This window comes from Pseudoalteromonas arabiensis, from assembly GCF_001550155.1.
Taxonomy (GTDB): Bacteria; Pseudomonadota; Gammaproteobacteria; order Enterobacterales; family Alteromonadaceae; genus Pseudoalteromonas; species Pseudoalteromonas arabiensis.
Genome location: NZ_LRUF01000021.1, coordinates 460,946 through 482,046, shown reverse-complemented (window position 1 = coordinate 482,046; position 21,101 = coordinate 460,946). Strand labels below are relative to the sequence as shown.

Below are 21,101 nucleotides of genomic sequence, written 5' to 3'. Positions count from 1 at the left end.
TTGTATGAGCAAATTAAAACAAACAATAAAAATAACCAATTCAGACTCCACAATAAGCACCCAAGATCGTGGCTTAAATTATGGTGATGGCTTTTTTACAACAGCTTCTATTGTTGATGCTTGTATTGAGCATTGGGACTTACATAAAGCGCGTTTAGTTGAATGCGCTGAGCGATTATTTTTCCCTGAATTAGATTTAAACGAAATAGAGCGAGTAGTTAACAAAGCAATTTGCGATACACAAACTGGGATATTAAAAGTTGTCGTGACCCGTGGCGTAGGTGGTCGTGGCTATGGTTTACCAGACGAGCCAACTATCCAAGTGCTGATCAGCGTATTACCTCAGGTTTCACATTATAAAAATTGGCAAAAGCAGGGCGTAAGCCTAGCAATTAGTGACGTCAGGCTTTCACATCAACCTTTACTTGCTGGACTAAAAACCTTGAACCGCTTAGAGCAGGTGCTTGTCAAAAATCACATGCACTCCATCGAGTGTGATGACGTTATAGTGCTTGATTATGATGACAATGTGATAGAGTGCTCTGCAGCAAATCTATTTGCCATTAAAGACGGTCAAATTGTTTCACCCAAGTTAGACTGCTGTGGCATCACAGGGGTTTATCTACGCGATTTATGTGATAAGTTAGCCATTGAGTTTAAAGCAATCCAAGTTGATGAGTTTTTAGCGATGGATGCAGTGTTTATGTGTAACAGTTTAATGGGCGTGGTTCCTGTAGCAAACATTGCTGATACACAGTTTGATATTACGCGCAGTAAAGCATTATTAAAGGCGCAATTTGCCAAGGAGAGTCAGTGATTAAAGTCATTGTTAGCGTGCTATTATTAGCATTGCTATGTTGTGGTATTGGTTATCAACAACTTCAATCAGCATTGAAAATGCCGTTAAAAGTTGAAAACAGTACTTTATTCAAAGTAGAGCGTGGCACAGGCTTTAATCAGCTTTGCCAAGCATGGCAAACAAATCACTGGGTTGATAGCTGCTTTAAGTTTCAGGTACTCGCTAAATTAGATCCTACGCTTACTGATTTAAAAGCGGGTCTTTATGAGCTTAACTCTCGCTCAGTGGTCGATAATATTCGCCTTATAAATCGGGGAGCAGAAGTTAGCTTTTCTTTTACAATTATTGAAGGTCAGCCACTTCGTGACGTCGTTGCCAATATTCAAAAGCAAGCGTATTTAACCCAAGATTTAGATACAGAAAATTTAGCGACGCAGATAAGTAACACGCAAGAAAATTTAGAAGGCTGGTTATTCCCAGATACTTATCACTATCATAGTGAAGATAACGCAAGCAGTATTCTTAAACGTGCATACAGTAAAATGCAGCAAGAATTAGATGCTGCGTGGCAAAATCGAGCGCAAGATTTAGTATTAAATTCGCCCTATGAAGCGTTGATCCTAGCTTCTATTATTGAAAAAGAAACAGGCCTTGCAAGCGAGCGACCCATGATTTCAGCGGTGTTTACTAATCGCTTGAAAAGCAATATGCGACTACAAACTGATCCAACTGTAATTTATGGTATTGGTGCTGATTTCGACGGGGATATTAAACGTAAAGATTTAACCACTTACACGCCGTATAATACATACAAAATTAAAGGACTACCGCCAACACCGATTGCAATGCCATCTCGAGCGGCTTTGCTTGCAGCGGTTAACCCGCCTGAGTCTGAGTATGTATATTTTGTATCGAAAGGGGATGGTAGCCATCAATTTTCGAAGACATTACAAGAGCATAACCTTGCTGTGCAGCAGTACCAGTTGAACAAATAACCAGAATAGAGTCATATGACAGCGAAATTTATAGTGATTGAAGGCCTAGGCCTAGAAGGTGCTGGAAAATCAACGGCAATAGCCGTATGCCAAGCTTATTTAGAGAAAAAACAAGTCGATTTTATGAATGTGCGTGAGCCTGGTGGCACACCAATGGCTGAAGAACTTCGCAATATTGTTAAGCAAGACCACACAGAACAAGTAACGGGTGAAACTGAGTTATTGATTATGTACGCTGCACGTTCTCAGTTAGTTGCAAATGTGATTAATCCAGCCCTTGAGAAAGGCACTTGGGTTTTAGGTGATCGCCATGATCTTTCATCACAAGCCTATCAAGGTGGTGGTCGCGGCATTGAGCAGACTAAGTTATCATTTCTAGCTGATATGGTATTAAAAGGGTTAAAACCAGATTTAACCCTTTATTTAGATATTGACCCTGCTATTGGTCTTGCTCGTGCCAAAGGCCGTGGTGAGCTTGATCGTATCGAGCAAGAGGCGCTAGGCTTTTTTGAGCGTACTCGTGAACGTTACCTTGAAATTGCTAAAACTGACACTAGTATCAAAACAGTGGATGCCAACCAAACAATGCCCGAGGTGCATGCGGCAATAATCACGGTGTTAGACAACTTTTTTGCAGGTTTAAATTGATATGCCTTTGCCATGGCTTGAAGGTCTGTACCAGCAATTAGCTCAAAGCTTTTCGCAGCAGCGTTTTCATCATGCACAGCTGTTTAATGGTGATAAAGGGGTTGGCAAACACCATTTAGTCGATTCACTCGCTAATGGTTTATTATGTGCTTCACCTGTGCAATTAAGAGCGTGTGGTCATTGTAAAAGTTGTCAGCTTAATCAAGCAGGAACGCATCCAGATAAGCGAATTGTGAGAGTTGATGGACAAACAATTGGTGTTGATGAAATTCGCGATATTACTCATTTTATCAATCATTCCGCGGCACAAAATGGCAACAAAGTAGTTGTTCTTGAACAATGTCATAAAATGACCACCGCGGCAGCAAATGCCTTATTAAAAACACTTGAAGAGCCAAGCTTGAACCGTTATTTACTTTTAACCTGTGAGCAAACAGCTTTATTGCCCGCGACTATTCTAAGTCGCTGTGCAGTGCAGGAAGTCAAAGTAGATAGTTCAATTACGACACAATGGTTAGCCTCTTTGAATATTCCTAATTACTCTTGGTTAGTATTATTTGCTAGTCAACCGCTTTTAGTGGAACAGTGGTATAAAGAGCATCAGTTAGAGTCTGTTGACTTACTTTATAAATTTGCAACTGAGATAAAAGACAGCCATAATTTCAGCACGTTAGTCGATATATTAAATAAAGAGCATAGTCTTGTTAATGTATTTGCTCTGTTTTTAACTGAACACCTTAAAACGCAATTAGTATTAGGTATGGACTTTTTTAGCTATCAAAAAGCACAAACTGCACTTTCTGAGTTTCTTTATAATAGTTCTCATGTGCTTGGCTTAAATATGTCACTTGCCATTTCACAATTAGCGTTGACCTTACGTGAGAGCCAAAAATAGGACATAGTGTGCAAGAATTACTAGTAGATATTGAAGACTTAGACGAGCTATATCGCTGTTACATGCCTTACTTAAAAAACGGTGGTTTATTTGTTCGCACGAATATGCGTTTTGAAATGGGGCATTCGTTAGCATTGAAAGTCACATTGCCTGATGCCCTTGAAGATGATGTAATTACAGGTAAGGTTACATGGATTACACCTCAAGGGGCTCAGAGCTCTAATCCTCCCGGAATTGGTGTAAGTTTCATTGATGATAAAACCAATTTGAATGCTAAAATCGAAAAACTACTGGGGACTATGTTAAACTCAGGCAATCCGACCTATACCATGTAATAAAAGTTGTACCATGATTGTAGATTCACATTGTCATTTAGACCGCCTTGATTTCGATAAACTCGACCTAAACTTAGACCAAGTATTAGATAGTGCTCGCGCTAAGAAAGTTGAACACTTTTTATGTGTAAGTGTAACTTTAGACCAGTTTCCAAGTATGCTGGATAAAATTAAGAACTATCCTGATGTTTCTGCATCATGTGGTGTTCATCCCCTTGATCAAAAAGATGCGCTTGATAAGCAAAAACTGATCAATCTTGCCAGTCATGAAAAAGTTGTTGCGATTGGGGAAACAGGGCTTGATTATTATTACTCAAAAGATACTCATCTTGTTCAACAAGAAAGTTTTGTTGGCCACATTGAGGTTGCAAATGAGCTTAATAAACCACTTATTATTCATACCCGAGATGCTCGTGAAGACACCATCAATCTAATGCGAGCACACAACGCAGAAAAATGCAGTGGCGTATTACACTGCTTTACAGAAAATTGGGATATGGCCAAAAAAGCCATTGATATGGGCTTTTATATTTCAATTTCGGGTATTGTAACCTTTAAAAATGTTGTTGAGTTAAAAGACGTTGTTAAGCAAATTCCGCTTGACCGTTTATTAATAGAAACAGATTCTCCTTATTTGGCGCCAGTCCCATATCGTGGTAAAACAAATCAACCTGCTTACGTTGAAGATGTTGCTTATTATATTGCACAGCTGAAAGGTCTTAGTTTTAACGAGTTAGCCGAAGCAACAACCAACAACTTTTATTCGTTGTTTAAGCAAGCTAAGAGGGCTTGATAGTGAGCGGTGTATCGAATTTACCTCAGTTAATAATGGGGCCAATGGTACGCCGAGCAGATGCAGGGCGAGTGTGCTTTCAGTTTGTTACCACCACGCCTTGCCAATACCGAATTGAGTTTACAGCTGTTGAAACTTTTTCTAACTTTGAGTCTATCCAACTTGGGCAAAATATCTATTTAAACTTCATCAATGTAATGCCTGCCAGTGGCGAATTTGCGGTAGACTCACTGATTTATTACTCGTTACATGATAAAGAAAAAAGCCTTGATTTGTCAGCATATTGCTATGAACGTGCGGAATCTCCTGCATTTGTGATCCCTAATAGGCTCGATAGAATTCTTCATGGTTCGTGCCGTAACCCTCATCACCCCGCAAAAGACAGTCTCGTTGCCGCAGATAATTGGCAAAGTGAACAGCGTGATTCACTTAATGCGGGTGCTGACCTATTACTTTTATCTGGCGATCAAATATACGCGGATGATGTTGCAGGGCCCATGCTACTCGCGATTGAGAAAGTGATTAGCTTATTTGGTGTATTTGAAGAGTCAAAGCTTGATTTAGCGCTACCTGAAGGTTTTGAGCAGCAACTTTACAAACGTCATTTATACTTGCCTAAAGTGCCTTGGCAGAAACGCAGTAAATTTGGTGTTGGTTATTGGCTTAAAAAGGATGAACCACATTTTTCAAGTTTAAAAGCCGAAAACCACTTAATTCATTTTCAAGAATTTATAGCACTTTATTTACTGAACTTCAGCGCGGTTACTTGGCAATTAATTAACTTTGAATCAATCGAATGTCCTGCATTGCCCCCTAAATGCGCTAATTTATTTAAACTTGAGAAGCAAGCACTTGTTGGGTTCGCAGAGGGGCTTAGCCAAGTGGAAAGGCTGTTGGCTAATGTGTCTACATTAATGATGTTCGATGATCATGATGTTACGGATGATTGGAACTTAACAGCAGGGTGGGAGCAAGCCATTTATCAGCACCCAGCCAGTAGGCGTATTGTAAATAATGGCTTAATTAGTTACTGGTTAATGCAAGGGATTGGTAATGATGCCGGTGACAAAACATTTGATCTTTTATCTGCATTTAAGCGCAGCTTTTCAACTAATCAATGGAATTTTAAGGGGTTCGATAAGCACATTTTAGATTTTAATCATTGGCACTATGAACTAAATACCATACCCAAAGTGGTGGTACTGGATACCCGAACTCACCGTTGGCGCAATGAGCAAAACTTTAATGAACCTTCAGGATTACTTGATTGGGAGAGGCTTACTGAATTAGAAGAAAGCTTATTATCTCATGATAAAGTGATTATTGTTTCCCCAGCCCCTGTGTTTGGTGTTAAATCAATTGAAGCAATCCAAGCGATTTTTAATTTTTGTGGTCAGCCTTTACTTGTCGATGTAGAAAATTGGATGGCCCATGAGGGCTCTGCCAAAAAGTTGTTGGATACATTCCGTCGTGAAGATACGCCAAAAGAAACCTTGATTCTTTCTGGTGACGTACATTACTCCTTTTGTTTTTCCGTGCAAAAGCGCTTTGGTAAACATAAAAACCGTATTTGGCAGCTAACTGCAAGTGGCATTAAAAATGAATTTCCTCGAAAGCTTATCAATGTGTTAGATAAACTAGATTCAATTCTCTATGCGCCGAAAAGCCCACTTAACTTCTTTACTAAACGCTGGCAAATGGAAGTTGATAAGCACAAAACGAAAGGAGAAGGGCAGAAGTACTTGGTTAGTGATGCGGCGATCAGTTTAATTGAGCTCGACAGTGGTTTATTAAAACGCTACGAGCTCATTCATGCTGATAATCGCATCACAGAGTTTGATTTAGAAGAGCAGTAATTTGAGTGAGCGAGTTCTATCGACTCAGCAAATTTATCGAATTGATATCTATTATAACCTTTCTACTTTTTTCTTTCTCGCTTCGGTGCAGGCAATTGATTAGTTAATATAGCTAAACATAAAATAACTATAAACATGATTGAGTTTGCACCAGCTTGCAGTGAGTAGTCGACTGATGAATGTAGCATCATTGCGACAATAGCTGTAGCACAGCCAAAAGCAACACCTTGATACAATGCTGTTTTGCGAGTTCGCATTGTATTGATGCATAACCACAAGCAATACAAAACAAGACCTCCTAACAATAACGTTGTAGGTATGCCTAGCTCAACTGCAAACTGTACGTAATCGTTATGGGCGTTGTCGTAGTATCCAGAGTAAGGCTGAGATTGGTATGCAGGGAATGCCGTATAGAATGTACCACCACCAGAGCCAAGCAATGGTTTATCTAAAATAAGTGGCACTGAATCGCGAACTACTTCATCACGTGTTTCAGATTGTAAGCTGGTTTCACTTATGCGTTGCTTGACTTTTTCGACATCAAAGATTGCCCCAACTACAATTAAATCAATTATAAAAAAACTGATGATAAGTGGCTTAAATGCTTTGGGCTTTTGCTTATAAGTAAATAATGCTAATAAGCTAACTATGATAAGCGCAATAAAAAATGCCGAATTACCCATACGGCTTCGAGTCAAAATCAGCGCGACAATAATGATAATTAAAGATATACGCAAGATTATTTTAGAGCTTAGTAGTATTTCAGCCAGCGCACGTAATCTTTGCTTAAAAGAGAGCTTATAGCTGTTTTTTGTACGGTTTAATTCACTAATCAATAGACCAATTCCTAGGCATAAACACAGAGCTAAATAATTAGCTAAAAAATTAGAATAAGTAAACGTGCCGATGGCGCGATCTGTGTGTTTATAACCAAAGAAGGGGCTTGCTATGTTTGGTGATAAATTTAAGTAGGTAGCATACAAAGCCTGAAAAACACCTGCGAAAATGACAATGTAAATTAACTTTTTAATTCTTTCTGCGCTATTGCAATAAATAAATATTAACCAGCCTAACATAAGCAAAAATGTGCTTTTTAATAACATTTGTTTAGTTTGAAATGGATCAATACTAATGCTTAACAGCTGAAGCAAGCATACTAAAATGACCACACTTAAGCTTAAAAGTATAGGCCAACCATAACGGGGAGGTAATAGCATTTGGTCACTATTTAAAGCACTGTTAGCAAGGTGTGTAACAAAATTAAAGCAGATTAAAATGCCAATAGCTAAAACTGCCCATGGCCGGTAACTACCTAAGGGTAGAGGAAGTAAAAATAGGATTAGACAAATAAAGAAGAAAATAAAACGATTCAAAATATACTCGAACAAAGTAAAAACGCAGCCGATTGGCTGCGTTTGCATATACTAATAGTACAGATTAATTAGCGACTTCAGAAATACCGGCGTCCCCACCTGTACCACCTGCACCAGGAGGTGTAGGCAGAGTCGGTAAGCTAACTACCGGTGCAGCAGTCGTGCCAGCACCAGGGCCTGCTGCTGTTGCTTCTGAAGCCACAGTTGGATCAATACCTGCTGTGATTGCAGAGAGTGTGATTGCATCACTATCAAAACCTGCATCTGAAAGTGCCGCTAAGAAGTCAGGAACCAACGGGCTGTCAGCCCCAAAGTTTGCAACAACGGCCGCAACCATTGCATCCATATCTGCAGAACCACACGCACCATTGAGTAGCTCTTCGTCTAATTTAACTTCTTCTTTGTTCTTACAAATCTGTCTAACCGCTTCAACTAAATCTTCACGTAATTGCTCTGCAGACGTATCTGTTGTTGCGTTATTAAGAATGTCAATAATGTTATTTACGCTCACTTCTTGAACTACAGCATCATTGTCCGTTTGTGCGTAGGTTGGAAGAGCTGTAATAGCAGTTGCGCTAGCGACTAAGCCAGCTAGAATTAATTTTTTCATTTCTCGTCCCTTGGTTGAGTACTAATTGCAAAATTTTAGCGCATCGGCGCAAAAAGTAAACTCTTTATTCACGCCATTAGTATTAGATTTAATAATTTTTGATGGAGGCAGTATCAAATTACCTTGTACACCATCGCATCCTAAGTTCTCAAGTATTTCTAAAGTATCAGCTTTTTCAACTAAACAGGCTAAAACTTTAATACCAAAACCGTGGCAAATATTATTAACGGTTTGGATATAAAACTGGCTTTGTGGGTTAGTAATTAAATCTTGAATATAGCTACCATCGATTTTAACATACTCTATATCAAGACCTTGTAAATACTTGAATGAGGTCAAACTTGTGCCAAAGTGCTCAATACATACCCCAATACCCAGCTCTTTAATAGCATCTATATGTAAAGATGCTACATGTACATTATAAAGTAAGCTTATTTCGTGAAGCTCAAATAGCAAGTTAGTTTTAATAACCGGCTTAGTTTCGGAGAATAAAGTTAACCACTCTATAAAGCTTGTTGAATACAACGAAGCCTTACTGATATTTAATGCAAAGACTTCATCTGGGTATCGTTCTTTAATATTGACAAAGTTCAGTATAATTTTTTTATCGAGTTCTTCAGTTAGATTTAACTTTTCAGCCATAGCAAATAAGTGCGCATTATTTACCTTGTCGCCTTCGTGAATGAAATGTGCAAAAACTTCAAAATAACATAGTGAATTAGTCTTGTTGGCTTGTTTTACTGGTTGAATAGAAAAGCTAACGTCACCTGTAGTTATGATAGTCTTGATCAGTGTTCGCCACTGATTAACGCTAAATAATGACTTTTTATCACTGCAAGTTAAATTATTATCTTCGCCTGTTGTACAACCAGTATCAAGTAAAGAAAGTACTTCACGAATGCTTGCGCCTTTATTAATTGCAACGAGAGACAAGTTAGCATAACCGTTGATATGCAGGCTGTTTTCTTTTTGGCTTAAGTTATCATTAAGGTCTAAACGCACCTTATTAAGAAATACAGAATCGTATGGCGCTAATAGTATGAAAGTACTGCCGTTCAGTCTAAATATTGATGAATTTGGTAGTTCGCTGGCAGACTGCTTGAGCAATTCAGCAGCGTCAATGACGTGTTGGTCGCCGTCATGATAGCTTACTACTTGGTTTATGTTATTCAATGAAGGAAGGGTGAGCATCATTGCCGTTATGGGCGAATCATCCGAGATATTATTTACTACAGAATGAAAGTAATTCTCAAATGACTTGCGGTTACCGAGTCCTGTTATTGAGTCGATGTATACTTCTTCTGTGAGTGTTTGAGTTTGTTTCGTCAATGAATCAAAGGTACTCTGTAAATTTTTAACCATATTGTTAATGGCTTGAGTGACGGTGCGTAACTCACGTGCGACGGGTATCTCTTCATTAAGAGTAAAACGTTTTCGAGTGACTAACTTAGCTTGATTTTCAACTGCTTTTAAAGGCTTGAATACAGCCCGTAAAATTAAAAATGCAACAGCTAAGGATGCAGCAAGTAGTAGGAATGAGCTATATAGGCTACGCAGCATGTGTTGCCATAACGTCAAGTATGATTGGCCAGTATGGCTAGAAACCTCGAGTGTACCTGCAATTACCCAACCACTATTTATTTCAGATTGCATTGTTGGCACATTTAATTCAAAGAGATTAATGAACCAGTTAGGTACCGACTCAACGCGTTTCGGGTTTTGTAACTGAAATACAACATTATTCTGCACATCAGTAAATTTTATTTCGCTGTAATAGCCAGAATCAAAAATAGCAGTCGCCATAGTTTCTGCAATCATTAGGTTATCATCTTCTAAATAAGGTGATATGGAAAGCCCCAAACTGGTCGCTGTATCTTGCGCATGGCTGGCCATTTGTGTTTGCAGATAATGACGGGTCGTATCTACGTCAGTAAAAACACGTACAAAAAAAGAAATAACTGAAATTAAAATGATCAAGCTATATACTTGGGTTTTTAAGCTCAATCCATCTTTAAAGATTCGAGACATAACTACTAGTTCCTTTATTGTTACTATTGGAAGGTGCAAGCTCACCTTGTTCAATTCTTTCTAGCATGGTATTCCAAGCTGAAACGCCAGTACTATTCTTAACCTTGTTTCCTAAGCCCTTGGATTTGGCCAACCATAGGCCTTGACCGTTAAAACTGTATATCGGTTTTAAGTCGTTACGTTTGTTTGCCGGTACTAATTTTGTATCAAAGTTGTCGAGTACGAGTGGAATTTGGTTAAGTTCTTCGAAGTATATAAGCACCATGTGTGGTTGATTAACTGTACGCTGGCGCACGTACATCAGTCTTATTTTTTCTTCTGGGACGCCGAGTGCTATTAATGTGAAGTATTTAGCAATAACATAGTCTTCGCAATCGCCCATGCCTACACCTAGGCTTTCGAGAGGTGTCGCCCAATAATCTTTTTTCTGCCAAAGCTCTTCATCTGTTTTGTAATTTATATGTTTGTTAAAAAAGTCATTTACTAAATGAATTTTTTGCCATTCGCTTTTATTCGTAGAGTCATCGATAAAATTTAGCCATGTTTTTATTCTGTGATGGCCAGTATCTCCATATAACTGTTTGGCACGGGCAACTATATCGCTGTTACGCAAATGCAATAGCATGTCTTGTGCACAAATAAAAAAAGACACGAATATAATTATGCAAAATCCTATACGCACAATGCCATCTCGAATAAATAAACAGAGGGATTATATTCTTATTAAAAATAAAATGATAGGTTATAAAAAAAGCAAAAGTACGAGCGTTAACCTTTTGGTAACAAAAAACAATCTAAAAGGCTTCTTTTTTATATTGAGCCGTTGCACCTGTTGTGTATAATAACGGTCCATATGGATAGTAGCGCTTCAAAGCTCAGCTGAGCCTCATAAGTTCATCAGCGGCTGGCTATGTGGTAAGAAGTAATTAAAAGGATTTCAAGTGAAAGTTTTAAAAGCCGTCTTGCCTCTCGCTGGATTGCGAGCACTAGTTGACAGACCTCTCATCCAACATATTGTAAACGAAGCTGTTCAAGCCGATATTAAAGAAATTGTACTCCTCTCACACGCTTCAAAAAATAGCATAGAAAATATTTCTGGTATTGAATTTGAAGCCAAGCTAGAGGCGCGCTTAAAGCGTACTGTGCTTGAGAAGGTCCGTTTAATTACCTCTAAAGGGGTGAGTATTATTTCCATACGTCAACCGGCACGATTAGGACTTTGGCATGCAATACTTGAAACTCATGCGATTATTGGCCATAACCCATTCGCAATTTTATTACCTGATGTGATTGTTGGTGAGTATAAGCTAAACCTTGAGGTCAATAATTATGGTGAAGTGGACTTTGACGATAAAATAATCAAAGCAGCTGAAAATGCAACTATCACTCACGTGCTGGAAAAGCCAATCTACGGCGATATCCCTAGTGAAAAAGGTCGATACGCTGTATCACCCGCCAATTGGAATCTATTAGAAACTACTCCTATAGATCTGGGAGATGAAATTCAATCAACAGAAGTGTTGTTGCAATTACGTCATATTGAAAGAATTGAAGCATATTATTTAACAGGTAAGTCACATCACTGTGATTCACAATTTTGGTTACATGCTTGCTAACGTAAAGTAAGCAATGCGGCCTTATTAGGCGAAGAGTTTATAGAATGTGTATAAGAGCTCATCACATCACAAGAGGGATAAAATGAAAGTAACTTTTTACGGAGTTGGGTATGTGGGCTTGGTTCAAGCCGCTGTTTTTGCTGACGCTGGTCATGATGTGTGTTGTGTGGATATTGATGAAACACGCATAGAAAATCTCAAGAACGGCATAATTCCAATATACGAACCTGGGTTGACGCCTTTAGTCCAAAAGAACTTCGAAGAAGGCCGTTTAACTTTCACTACCGATCCTAAATTTGGGGTTGAGTTTGGTGACTTACAGTTTATTGCTGTTGGAACTCCTCCTGACGAAGATGGTTCTGCAGATTTAAAGTACGTACTAAAAGTAGCGGAGACAATCGCTACTTATATGGAACAGCCCAAAATCATTATTGATAAATCGACGGTCCCTGTCGGCACAGCTGATAAAGTAAAAGAGACTGTACAGTCGATACTTGATCATCGTGAAAGCAATTTAACTTTTTCAGTAGTATCAAATCCTGAATTCTTAAAAGAAGGTGCTGCTGTCAATGACTGTAAGCGCCCAGACCGTATTATTATTGGTACAGACTGCACTGATACAGAAGAACAGATGCGTGAACTTTATGCACCATTTAATCGAAATCACGAAAAAATTATCGTCATGGATATTAAAAGTGCTGAGCTTACTAAATATGCAGCTAACTGTATGCTTGCTACCAAAATTAGCTTTATGAATGAAATGGCAAATATCGCTGAGCGTGTAGGTGCTGATATTGAACACGTGCGCCATGGTATCGGCTCAGACCCTCGTATTGGTTATCAGTTTATTTATCCTGGCTGTGGTTATGGAGGTTCTTGCTTCCCTAAAGATGTTCAGGCATTGGTGCGAACAACTGACAGCTTAGGCTATGACTCACAAATTTTGAAAGCTGTTGAAGCCGTTAATTACGCGCAAAAGCATAAATTATTCGAATACATTACGAAGCATTTCGGTTTATTAAATAATCCTGATGCTATAAAAGGTAAGGTGTTTGCTTTGTGGGGCTTGAGCTTTAAACCAAACACGGATGACATGCGAGAAGCACCAAGTCGAGTACTTATGGAGCAATTATGGGCTGCCGGTGCAAAAGTGCAAGCATATGACCCTGAAGCGATGGAAGAAACGCAGCGCATATATGGCGCACGAAATGATTTAAGCTTTATGGGAACAAAAGAATCAGCATTAAATAATGCAGATGCTCTCGTTATTTGTACTGAGTGGCAAAATTTTAAAGCACCTGATTTTTCGTTGATAAAGTCATTACTAACAACTCCGGTTATCTTCGACGGACGTAATTTGTTCGAACCTAAGAGGCTAAAAAATAAAGGCTTTAGTTATTATTCTATTGGTCGAAATATTTTATAGTATAAGGGTCTTAAAATGCTGACAGTTATAATACCTGCATATAATGAAGAAAAATGTATTGAAAGGACGTTATCCGAATTAACGAATTTTTCGAGTTTGGAGGTTGAGGTAATTGTCTTGCCAAATGGCTGTATTGATAATACAGCCGAATTCGTTAGAGCAAAATTTCCTTCATTTAAAGTGGTCGAGCTTGATACTGGCTCAAAAATCTTAGCTATAAATAAGGGGCTTGAAATTGCTCAGTTTGAACATGTGCTTGTTCAAGATGCTGACGTGATTATAAGCACAGAAAGTATCAGAAGTATTTTAAAATTTATTGAGAGTGAACAGTATTTGTTTGCCTCACCGACCACTAAAATAGTTCAAGATGGCAGTTTCTTAACTAATATGTACTACAGTTTTTTGAAACTTACTCCTGCTTACCGAGTTGGAATGGTTAATTCCGGTGCATACCTTATTTCTCCACAGGCACGCGACATTTTAGGAAAGTTTCCACAAGTTATTGCTGATGATGGCTATGTTAAAGGAACCTTAGGTTCAGCTAATTTAACTACGATTCCTTCTTGTTATTCAGTCGTAATGAGTCCAAGAACAATTTGGTCTCTTATTAAAATAAAAACGAGAAGTAAGTTAGGCAATATGGAACTAAAGAAGAAGTTTACTTCGCCTACTACAGGCGGTAATAGCTTTTCTTCTTTGTTTAAAATAGCTATCAAAGAGAAAGCGTTATTTCAGTTTTTGATTTATGCTACGGTCATTTCAATAGCGACATTTCGTGCTAAGTTGCAAATTAAAAAATTAAAGACAATTAAATGGGAAAGGGACGAGAGCACAAGAATATGAAAAGATTCATACACGTCTATGTACGACATTTTATACTATCTATTATTACGCTCTGGTATATCCATTTTTATAAAATGAATATACATAAAAGCGTTAGAATTTCATTGAAAGCAAAGCTAGATAAGACAAACCCGAAAGGTGTTCATATAGGAGCGGGAACTTATATTGCATTTGGGTCGGTAATTCTAACTCATGATATGTGCCGAGACATACATAAAGACGTGAGAATAGGTGAAAATTGTTTCATTGGTGGTAACTCAATCATCATGCCAGGCGTTACTTTGGGCGATTCATGTATTGTTGCGGCAGGTGCTGTTGTGACAAAGGATGTAAGTTCAGGGACAATTGTCGCAGGAAATCCTGCTGTTGCCATTCGTACAAATATTAAAACAAAAGCTTTAGGGATATTAATTAATGAGTAAGAAGCTCATAGCAATTGCATCAACGGGTGGTCATTATGTGCAATTGAGTAGAATAATGAAACAAGCTAACTTTAACTCTAATGACATTTTATTTGTGCGCACGAAAGTTAACGCGCACGATACACCTTCTTTTGAGAATGAAAGCTTAATTGAGGATGTATCAAGAGACACATTAATCCGATCTCCCATAATTGCGTTTCAAATGTTAAAACTCGTCTTAAAGCATAAACCTAAGTGGATAATAACCACAGGCGCGATGCCTGGGTTAATTTCTATTGTAATTGGCCGACTATTACTAAGAAAAACCATGTGGGTTGATAGTATTGCTAATACAAAACAATTATCCGCCTCGGGAAGAATAGCAAAGAAATTTGCTCATAAAACATTAACCCAATGGCCAGATTTAGCTGGTGATAATGTTGAATATAAAGGTCGAGTTATATAATGAAAGTGCTTGTAACTGTGGGTGCGCAATTACCATTTAAACGATTGGTAGAGGCCATTAACGATATAAATAAATCACTAAACTTGGATGTTTTTGCTCAAGTTGGTGAAGACTCAAATGCTTATGATGGTATTCAAGTGGTTGATTTTTTGAGCTCTAATGAGTACAAAGCGAAACTTGACTGGTGTGATATTGTTATTGCTCACGCTGGTATGGGAACCATCATTCAATGTTTAGAATTGAATAAAAAGCTTATAGTTGTACCGAGGTTGGCTAAATTTGGTGAGCACAGAAATGATCATCAGCTCGATACTATCGCAAGATTTGAACCGTTAACCTCATCAATAAGCTTAATGAGGGTGTGCCGTGATGTAAAAGACTTGCAACAGACCCTAGAGGAAATCGAGAAGCTAAGCGAGAAAAATGATTTCTTCACGACTGAAAAAGAGAAAGATACTGAGAACCTAGGTGTATATATTAAAAAAATGATAGATGATGAAGTATAAATTATCTTTGTTAATTGACTCGCTGTTATCGTCGGGTGCTAATTTTTTAATCACGTTTCTTTTACTTAAGTATGAGGGAAATGAGTCAGTAGTCATGTTTGGTGTTGCTATGACTTTGTCATTAATTTTCTTATCTTTTCAAAGAACAATCGTGCTCATTCCTTTTAATTTAAAAGAAGATAAGTGCAGTAAAGTAAGGATAATAGAGTTTCTAAGTTGTTCATTTTTCCTCTTAGTGCTATTTTTAGTGTTAATTTTCATTAGTACCTATTTTGTTTTTCCATATCAAGAGCAGTGGTTGTTAGCACCTGTTTTATTCGCCTTTTTGTTTATACATGAATCATTTAGATATCTACTTATGGTGAGTAAGCTGTACTTTTTGCCTGCGTTGGTATCTGTTGTTTTAGTATCTACTTTTGCAGCTTCTTTATTATTTGATGGTTTATCTATAAAGCTCTTGATAAACACTTATTTATGTTTATTTGCGCTAGAGTTAATAGTAATCGCTCTTTTTATTACTTTTAAAAAAGCTAATACCGATGAGCATGAGTTAGACATTTTTTTTTGGTTTCGTGATACAAGAAATTTACTAAATCGAAATGTTCAATCCATTTCTCAATTACTACTCGTACATTCTCCATTTCTATTAGTATCGGCTTTGTATCCAGCAACAGTTTCTTCTGTTCTATTTATAGCTCGATCAGTATTTCAGCCAGTACAAATATTGATCAAATCAGTTGAGGCAATTGATCAAAGAAAACTCGCTAGTATAAAAGATAATGCACACACATTTGTAAAGAGTTTGTTCAAAAAGTATATGCTTATTTCTTTAGCCGCCTCTTTAATTTGTTTATTAATAGCTGTTTATCTATTTCCTGTGGTGTATGGTGAGCAAGCTGTTCCTAAGCTAGGTGATTTATTGTTCTGGGCAGGTATTTTAGTTTGTTTATCATGCTCAAGAAGTGTTGAAATGCTGCTCGTGAAGAAAAATATGTACAAAAAAATGAACTCACTATACCTGTTATCAGGTTTGGGTGTCTTATCTCTTTTACTATTGAATTTGTTTCTTCATTTACAAGTTTCACCATCACTTCATATTTTTATGGGGTGGTTGTTTTTGGCGATTACTTATTATTTGATTGTTATGAAAGGAGTCGATAATGAATAGGGTAAGACTCTTTAACTTATTTCTTTTTTCAATGTTTATTATCTTTTCTTTATTTGTTTTTAGAATACGCGAATACGGAAGTGATAGTGTCGATTTTCAAATCGTTTTAAGACTAATGGCATGGGGAGGAGGTATTTTAATCGCATTTATATATTTTTATAAATTCGGTTTTAGGGTGTCTAACAATCATGAGTTGTTATTTGTTGCTTTTATTCTCTTAGCTATTTTGATGCTCCCTTTTTCAATGCTTCCTTTTCGTAGCTTTGTTGTAGTACTTTCATATGCAGCTTTTTATTTTTATTTTAAGTATGTAAAAAGTAGGTTTGGAGATGACTTTTTACTTTATTCAATTTCCCTGTCATTTTTTATAGTTGTTTGTTTTTCTTACTTTTATTATTTGGCTTTGCCCGATTTGGGGAGACACATCTATTGGTTGAATGATGTTTTATTTGTAAGCCCTCGAATGAGTGGCGTTTTCTCTACCTCGAATGCAATGGGGGGATTCTGTGCCGTATATTGCCTGTTCTTGTTACATGCGTTTAATAAGAAAATTATCTCAAAATCTTTCTTTATTATTGCATTTGGGTTGTCTTTGATAGCGTTACTATTGAGTGATAGTAAGACTGCTTTTATATCATTTGTTTTTTCTTCTTTATTTTTATACAGAAGAAATAAGTTTATTCTGTTTGCAATTCTATCAGGTGTAATTTTAACCTCATTATTAATAATATACGCTACATTTGACTTTTATGGCTTCCTTGAACATGTATCTCGCCACGGTGATCCTGAAGAAGTTCTCACTTTCACGGGCAGAACATATATCTGGCCTGCTGTCTTTGATATGGCGCTTGAGCGGCCTTTTACCGGCTATGGTATAGGTGTGACGTCTTTGGCTTTGCCAACGTTAGAAGATATTATAGGTTATACACCCGCTCACGCTCATAACTTAATCTTACAAGCTTTTTTCAGTCTTGGGCTTGGTGGCATGTTATGTATAACTGCAATTCTTGGCTATAATTTGGTTGTAAAATGCAAAAATAGATTGGGTAACTCGATGGCGGTTTATATTGTTATTACCTCTTTATTTGAGGCCTCGTTTTTATCCGGTGTAGCTGGCTATTCTATTATTCCTGTAATCTATATGGTTTTAAGTAAAGAAAAATGAGACGTTATTTAATTTTATTTTTACTTCTTTTTAGCTCATCTAATAGCCTGAGCGCTATTGATGATTATAATTTAGTCTTAGCATCAGGTCAGTCATTAAGTATAGGGCACACTGATCAAGACTTGAATCCGATAATTTTTCCTAATGAAGTTAATCCTAACAACGTCTTTCTGTTTAATGGTGTCAGGACCACTGCACCTCGATATTATCAAAGGTTAGTAGAAAATGACGTAAGATTTTTGGAACCTTTGAAAGATGTGACTAGACAAACACATGCATACTCAATGTTCAAAATGTTGGAATATTTATATGCTCTTGAGAACAAACCTTTCCCTAAGTTTGTTTATGCTCCACATGGTCGTGGAGGGCAAAAGATAAGTAAACTTGAATATGGCACAGAACCATTTGAAAATGGACTTACGATGCTAAGGGCTGCAGAGCGGTTGGCTGCGCAAAGTGGCGAAAGTTTTAATGTCCCTTTTATTACTTGGATACATGGTGAATCTAACGCAAATTCTAATTTACAGGACTATAAGCAAAAGCTTAGTAAGCTCTATAACGCTTATAAAAATAAAATACAAACTACCACTTCTAAAACCCGTAATCCAATATTATTCATGGACCAAACCGGCGTTAGTTATGGGCATGATATTGCTATCTCATTATGGGAGTTTGCGAATGACCATGAAGCTGCCTCTTTAGTCATGCCAAAGTACTTTCTAAATAGAAATTACTTTAATAGGCCTGATGAAAGAACTCACTTAAATACGAAGGGGTATATTTTACAAGGCGAGTATTTTGCGAAAGCTATCTTTTCTACATTTGAATCTAATAAGAAATGGAAACCACTGCAACCAGAGTCTTTAGAAATAGCAAATAATAAAGCTTTTGTGAAATTACATGTTCCAGAAGGAAGTTTGACTATTGATACTCAAACTTTACCTGAAGCACCTGGTTACGGTCTAAAGTATATATCGCCAAATAACATAGAATACATTCCGCAAGTTTCCATACAAGGTGATACGTTAATACTCGAGTTTAATACTACACTCGAGGTGGGGGGGGAAATAGACAGTGGCTTTACCCTAGATGACAGGTATAACACTGCAAATCAGAAAACCCCTGTGACTAATATCAGAGATACGTCGACGTTAATTTCTTCTGTTGATCAGCAACCACTGCATAATTGGCTAGTGCAATTTTCGATAGAGATTACCCCTCAAACTCCCGGCATGTCTTCTTCTGTAAATCCAAGTGGCAACAGTATATGGCATGATGGCGATATCGTCGCTGATATGTCAGAACCCTACTCTATTATCGGCGGAAGCTATAATAACAGGGATTTGAACTATGCTTTATATCGTGTCAGTTTTGATGCTGAAATTGAATCGGGTACGCCAATTTTTTATATCGGAGATTCAAGCATTCCAATTACAAAAGAGGGGGAAAACTCTTTTGTAGCAATCGTTTGTGAACCTACAGAAGATATGGTTTCTGTGGTAAGCACACAAACTATGTTTACCGGAGCGATGCAATCCATTTCTTTAAAACCGATATTATCCGAAACTAACTTTGACCAATATGACGTTGAAGAGCTCGGTGATAATATTTGGCCTAATAATGTGACCGTTGAGAATTATGAAGCAGATGATTTTGTAGTCACTGGAGACTATTTTATCAAAACGAAGTTACAGTACCCGATATATTTACTTGAATATGAAGTCCAAGTGAATGAGGGGTCAGCATATATCAATATTGGCGATTTTCATAAGAGCATCAATGATACGGGAGTATTTTATAGTAGGGTACCTATTTGTAAGCCTGAGTTTGGCCGTTTAAGATTTTCTTCAGGTAAATCAGGCTTTTCAGGGAAAATTAGTAATATTGAAATTGAACCAATTTAAAAGGTCATAGTTTGTTTTATAACTCAATTAATAATTTCCGTGCGATAGCCATTATGTTTATCGTTTTCGGTCATTCTTTCGATGTTTCTGGTGTCGCTTTAGATAGTCTTTGGGAAGTTTTTTTAAGAAACCTGCTATCTGGTGGTACCATTCTTTTTGTTTTCATTTCAGGCTTTCTTTTTGAAGTTGTATTTTTGAGAAAGTTTACTTTTTCTAAGTTTTATTTCTCCAGAGCTTCAAAGCTGATATGGCCATATTTATTATTGTCAATCATACCAATCTGTTTATATATCTATGTAGCTAACCCAATTTCAGATGGCTATTTTCTGCCTAAATCTGAAGGTGCAATATCACAGTTTATGGTACCTTTTCTAAAATATGAAGTAACAGGTCGCTTTATGACCGCTTATTGGTATATTCCTTTTGCGTTACTGTTATTTTTACTCTCGCCATTAGTCGTTCATATACTAAAAAAAGGTTTTAAGTTTAAGCTGTCACTGATTCTGATTCTTTCATGCGTGTCAATTTTGATTCATAGACCTGTCGATAATATGAATCACTTGCATTCTGTTGTGTTTTTTTTCCCTGTTTACCTCACCGGTGCTGTGGTATCTCAATGTAGAGAATCCTTGTTAAAGGCATTTCAGGGTAATCGGTTTTGGCTATTATTTTTATTATCGATCAGTTTCACGCTGATCCAGACCTATTTAGGTGATGTGGGAAGCTACCATAAGCCATTTTTTGAGTTCAGAGGCATCGACTTGATGTTTCTACAAAAGCTACTCCTTGCTTTCTTTTTCTTCTTGCTATTAGAAAAGTATTCAAAAAGTAATTTGTTTTTTGACACTCTCGCGAGTACAAGTTTTGCAGTGTTTTTTATACATCCCTATCTAATCTTTATATTTAGAAACTTAAAATTACCGACCCCAGATACGGCGTTATTCCAGTGGCTCTACTTCATTGCTTTATCTATTATGTTTGTGTTACTTAGTATGCTTCTTGCCTTGTGCGCGAAAAAATTACTCAATGATAAGAGTAAATACCTCATTGGTTATTGAAAATACAGTTTCATTAGCTTGAAACTGATTCTAAAAAACTACCTGGTAAGTATTATCTGAAATAACAATAAAAGCTTGAAAACCTGTTGGTGATTGAATTGCTAACAGGTTTTTTAGATGAAAATATATCTTGTGATTGTTACCTAACAGATAGTTTTACTAAGTTCTGCTAAAAATTTGGACTATCTCCTCCTTTACATCGTTAACATTAAATTA

Annotated in this window: 21 protein-coding genes; 17 read left to right on the top strand and 4 right to left on the bottom strand. The window is 37.2% G+C overall.

Annotated elements, in window-relative coordinates:
* Nucleotides 1-4 precede the first annotated feature (4 nt).
* From pabC to PAARA_RS11815, 7 genes are read left to right on the top strand one after another with little or no spacing between them, the layout of a single operon-like run.
* On the top strand, nt 5-817 hold the full coding sequence (gene pabC, locus PAARA_RS11845; RefSeq protein ID WP_062569231.1) for an aminodeoxychorismate lyase: 813 nt from the start codon (nt 5-7) through the stop codon (nt 815-817).
* Nucleotides 814-1,794, top strand: coding sequence for an endolytic transglycosylase MltG (gene mltG, locus PAARA_RS11840; protein ID WP_062569230.1), 981 nt, complete (start codon nt 814-816; stop codon nt 1,792-1,794). Before pabC ends, mltG begins: the two co-directional genes overlap by 4 nt.
* Before the next feature lie 15 nt (nt 1,795-1,809).
* Complete coding sequence (tmk, locus tag PAARA_RS11835; RefSeq protein ID WP_062569229.1) at nt 1,810-2,442, top strand: dTMP kinase; 633 nt, start codon at nt 1,810-1,812, stop codon at nt 2,440-2,442.
* A gap of 1 nt (nt 2,443) precedes the next feature.
* Complete coding sequence (locus tag PAARA_RS11830; protein ID WP_062569228.1) at nt 2,444-3,337, top strand: DNA polymerase III subunit; 894 nt, start codon at nt 2,444-2,446, stop codon at nt 3,335-3,337.
* A gap of 8 nt (nt 3,338-3,345) precedes the next feature.
* Nucleotides 3,346-3,672 (top strand): PilZ domain-containing protein, encoded by a 327-nt coding sequence (locus tag PAARA_RS11825; protein ID WP_062569227.1) that lies wholly within the window; start codon nt 3,346-3,348, stop codon nt 3,670-3,672.
* Nucleotides 3,673-3,685: 13 nt separating this feature from the next.
* Nucleotides 3,686-4,465 carry a TatD family hydrolase gene (locus PAARA_RS11820; protein WP_062569226.1) on the top strand — a complete coding sequence of 260 codons (780 nt, stop codon included), beginning with the start codon at nt 3,686-3,688 and terminating at the stop codon, nt 4,463-4,465.
* Complete coding sequence (locus PAARA_RS11815; protein ID WP_062569410.1) at nt 4,465-6,321, top strand: alkaline phosphatase D family protein; 1,857 nt, start codon at nt 4,465-4,467, stop codon at nt 6,319-6,321. The genes PAARA_RS11820 and PAARA_RS11815 overlap by 1 nt, the downstream gene beginning before the upstream one ends.
* A gap of 62 nt (nt 6,322-6,383) precedes the next feature.
* On the opposite strand, the gene PAARA_RS11810 is transcribed toward PAARA_RS11815, so the two are convergent.
* The 4 genes from PAARA_RS11810 to PAARA_RS11795 form a co-directional block, all read right to left on the bottom strand.
* Nucleotides 6,384-7,694: an O-antigen ligase family protein gene (locus tag PAARA_RS11810; RefSeq protein ID WP_209438185.1), complete on the bottom strand. Its 1,311-nt coding sequence runs from the start codon at nt 7,692-7,694 to the stop codon at nt 6,384-6,386.
* A gap of 64 nt (nt 7,695-7,758) precedes the next feature.
* Complete coding sequence (locus tag PAARA_RS11805; protein ID WP_062569225.1) at nt 7,759-8,304, bottom strand: hypothetical protein; 546 nt, start codon at nt 8,302-8,304, stop codon at nt 7,759-7,761.
* Between the two features lie 21 nt (nt 8,305-8,325).
* Nucleotides 8,326-10,332, bottom strand: coding sequence for a bifunctional diguanylate cyclase/phosphodiesterase (locus PAARA_RS11800; protein ID WP_062569224.1), 2,007 nt, complete (start codon nt 10,330-10,332; stop codon nt 8,326-8,328).
* Complete coding sequence (locus tag PAARA_RS11795) at nt 10,316-11,014, bottom strand: transglutaminase-like cysteine peptidase (protein WP_062569223.1); 699 nt, start codon at nt 11,012-11,014, stop codon at nt 10,316-10,318. The genes PAARA_RS11800 and PAARA_RS11795 overlap by 17 nt, the downstream gene beginning before the upstream one ends.
* A gap of 259 nt (nt 11,015-11,273) precedes the next feature.
* On the opposite strand from PAARA_RS11795, the gene PAARA_RS11790 reads away from it, so the two are divergent.
* The 10 genes from PAARA_RS11790 (at nt 11,274) to PAARA_RS11745 (ending at nt 20,885) form a co-directional block, all read left to right on the top strand.
* Nucleotides 11,274-11,948, top strand: a complete 675-nt coding sequence (locus PAARA_RS11790) for a glycosyltransferase family protein (RefSeq protein ID WP_062569222.1) — start codon at nt 11,274-11,276, stop codon at nt 11,946-11,948.
* An 82-nt stretch (nt 11,949-12,030) separates the two neighbouring features.
* The gene (locus PAARA_RS11785) at nt 12,031-13,374 is read left to right on the top strand and encodes a UDP-glucose dehydrogenase family protein (protein ID WP_062569221.1); all 1,344 of its coding nucleotides are present in this window, start codon (nt 12,031-12,033) and stop codon (nt 13,372-13,374) included.
* Nucleotides 13,375-13,389: 15 nt separating this feature from the next.
* Complete coding sequence (locus PAARA_RS11780; protein ID WP_062569220.1) at nt 13,390-14,217, top strand: glycosyltransferase family 2 protein; 828 nt, start codon at nt 13,390-13,392, stop codon at nt 14,215-14,217.
* A gap of 104 nt (nt 14,218-14,321) precedes the next feature.
* Nucleotides 14,322-14,639: an acyltransferase gene (locus tag PAARA_RS11775; RefSeq protein ID WP_228074465.1), complete on the top strand. Its 318-nt coding sequence runs from the start codon at nt 14,322-14,324 to the stop codon at nt 14,637-14,639.
* Entirely contained in the window at nt 14,632-15,084 is a 453-nt protein-coding gene (locus tag PAARA_RS11770) for a glycosyltransferase family protein (RefSeq protein ID WP_062569218.1), read from the top strand. Before PAARA_RS11775 ends, PAARA_RS11770 begins: the two co-directional genes overlap by 8 nt.
* Nucleotides 15,084-15,590, top strand: coding sequence for a glycosyltransferase (locus PAARA_RS11765; protein ID WP_062569217.1), 507 nt, complete (start codon nt 15,084-15,086; stop codon nt 15,588-15,590). The genes PAARA_RS11770 and PAARA_RS11765 overlap by 1 nt, the downstream gene beginning before the upstream one ends.
* A 94-nt stretch (nt 15,591-15,684) precedes the next feature.
* Nucleotides 15,685-16,758, top strand: a complete 1,074-nt coding sequence (locus PAARA_RS11760) for a hypothetical protein (RefSeq protein WP_157066197.1) — start codon at nt 15,685-15,687, stop codon at nt 16,756-16,758.
* Nucleotides 16,751-17,923, top strand: a complete 1,173-nt coding sequence (locus PAARA_RS11755) for an O-antigen ligase family protein (RefSeq protein WP_062569215.1) — start codon at nt 16,751-16,753, stop codon at nt 17,921-17,923. The genes PAARA_RS11760 and PAARA_RS11755 overlap by 8 nt, the downstream gene beginning before the upstream one ends.
* On the top strand, nt 17,920-19,827 hold the full coding sequence (locus PAARA_RS11750; RefSeq protein WP_062569214.1) for a sialate O-acetylesterase: 1,908 nt from the start codon (nt 17,920-17,922) through the stop codon (nt 19,825-19,827). Before PAARA_RS11755 ends, PAARA_RS11750 begins: the two co-directional genes overlap by 4 nt.
* 11 nt (nt 19,828-19,838) lie before the next feature.
* Complete coding sequence (locus PAARA_RS11745; RefSeq protein ID WP_062569213.1) at nt 19,839-20,885, top strand: acyltransferase family protein; 1,047 nt, start codon at nt 19,839-19,841, stop codon at nt 20,883-20,885.
* Nucleotides 20,886-21,101 lie beyond the last annotated feature (216 nt).

Bases quoted from the DNA above. Each gene is read 5' to 3' on its own strand.
- PAARA_RS11765 (WP_062569217.1), top strand. From the start codon at position 15,084: ATGAAAGTGCTTGTAACTGTGGGTGCGCAATTACCATTTAAACGATTG.
- PAARA_RS11800 (WP_062569224.1), bottom strand. From the start codon at position 10,332: ATGTCTCGAATCTTTAAAGATGGATTGAGCTTAAAAACCCAAGTATAT.
- pabC (WP_062569231.1), top strand. From the start codon at position 5: ATGAGCAAATTAAAACAAACAATAAAAATAACCAATTCAGACTCCACA.
- PAARA_RS11760 (WP_157066197.1), top strand. From the start codon at position 15,685: ATGTTTGGTGTTGCTATGACTTTGTCATTAATTTTCTTATCTTTTCAA.
- PAARA_RS11805 (WP_062569225.1), bottom strand. From the start codon at position 8,304: ATGAAAAAATTAATTCTAGCTGGCTTAGTCGCTAGCGCAACTGCTATT.
- PAARA_RS11750 (WP_062569214.1), top strand. From the start codon at position 17,920: ATGAGACGTTATTTAATTTTATTTTTACTTCTTTTTAGCTCATCTAAT.
- PAARA_RS11780 (WP_062569220.1), top strand. From the start codon at position 13,390: ATGCTGACAGTTATAATACCTGCATATAATGAAGAAAAATGTATTGAA.
- PAARA_RS11820 (WP_062569226.1), top strand. From the start codon at position 3,686: ATGATTGTAGATTCACATTGTCATTTAGACCGCCTTGATTTCGATAAA.
- tmk (WP_062569229.1), top strand. From the start codon at position 1,810: ATGACAGCGAAATTTATAGTGATTGAAGGCCTAGGCCTAGAAGGTGCT.
- PAARA_RS11785 (WP_062569221.1), top strand. From the start codon at position 12,031: ATGAAAGTAACTTTTTACGGAGTTGGGTATGTGGGCTTGGTTCAAGCC.
- PAARA_RS11830 (WP_062569228.1), top strand. From the start codon at position 2,444: ATGCCTTTGCCATGGCTTGAAGGTCTGTACCAGCAATTAGCTCAAAGC.
- PAARA_RS11770 (WP_062569218.1), top strand. From the start codon at position 14,632: ATGAGTAAGAAGCTCATAGCAATTGCATCAACGGGTGGTCATTATGTG.
- PAARA_RS11755 (WP_062569215.1), top strand. From the start codon at position 16,751: ATGAATAGGGTAAGACTCTTTAACTTATTTCTTTTTTCAATGTTTATT.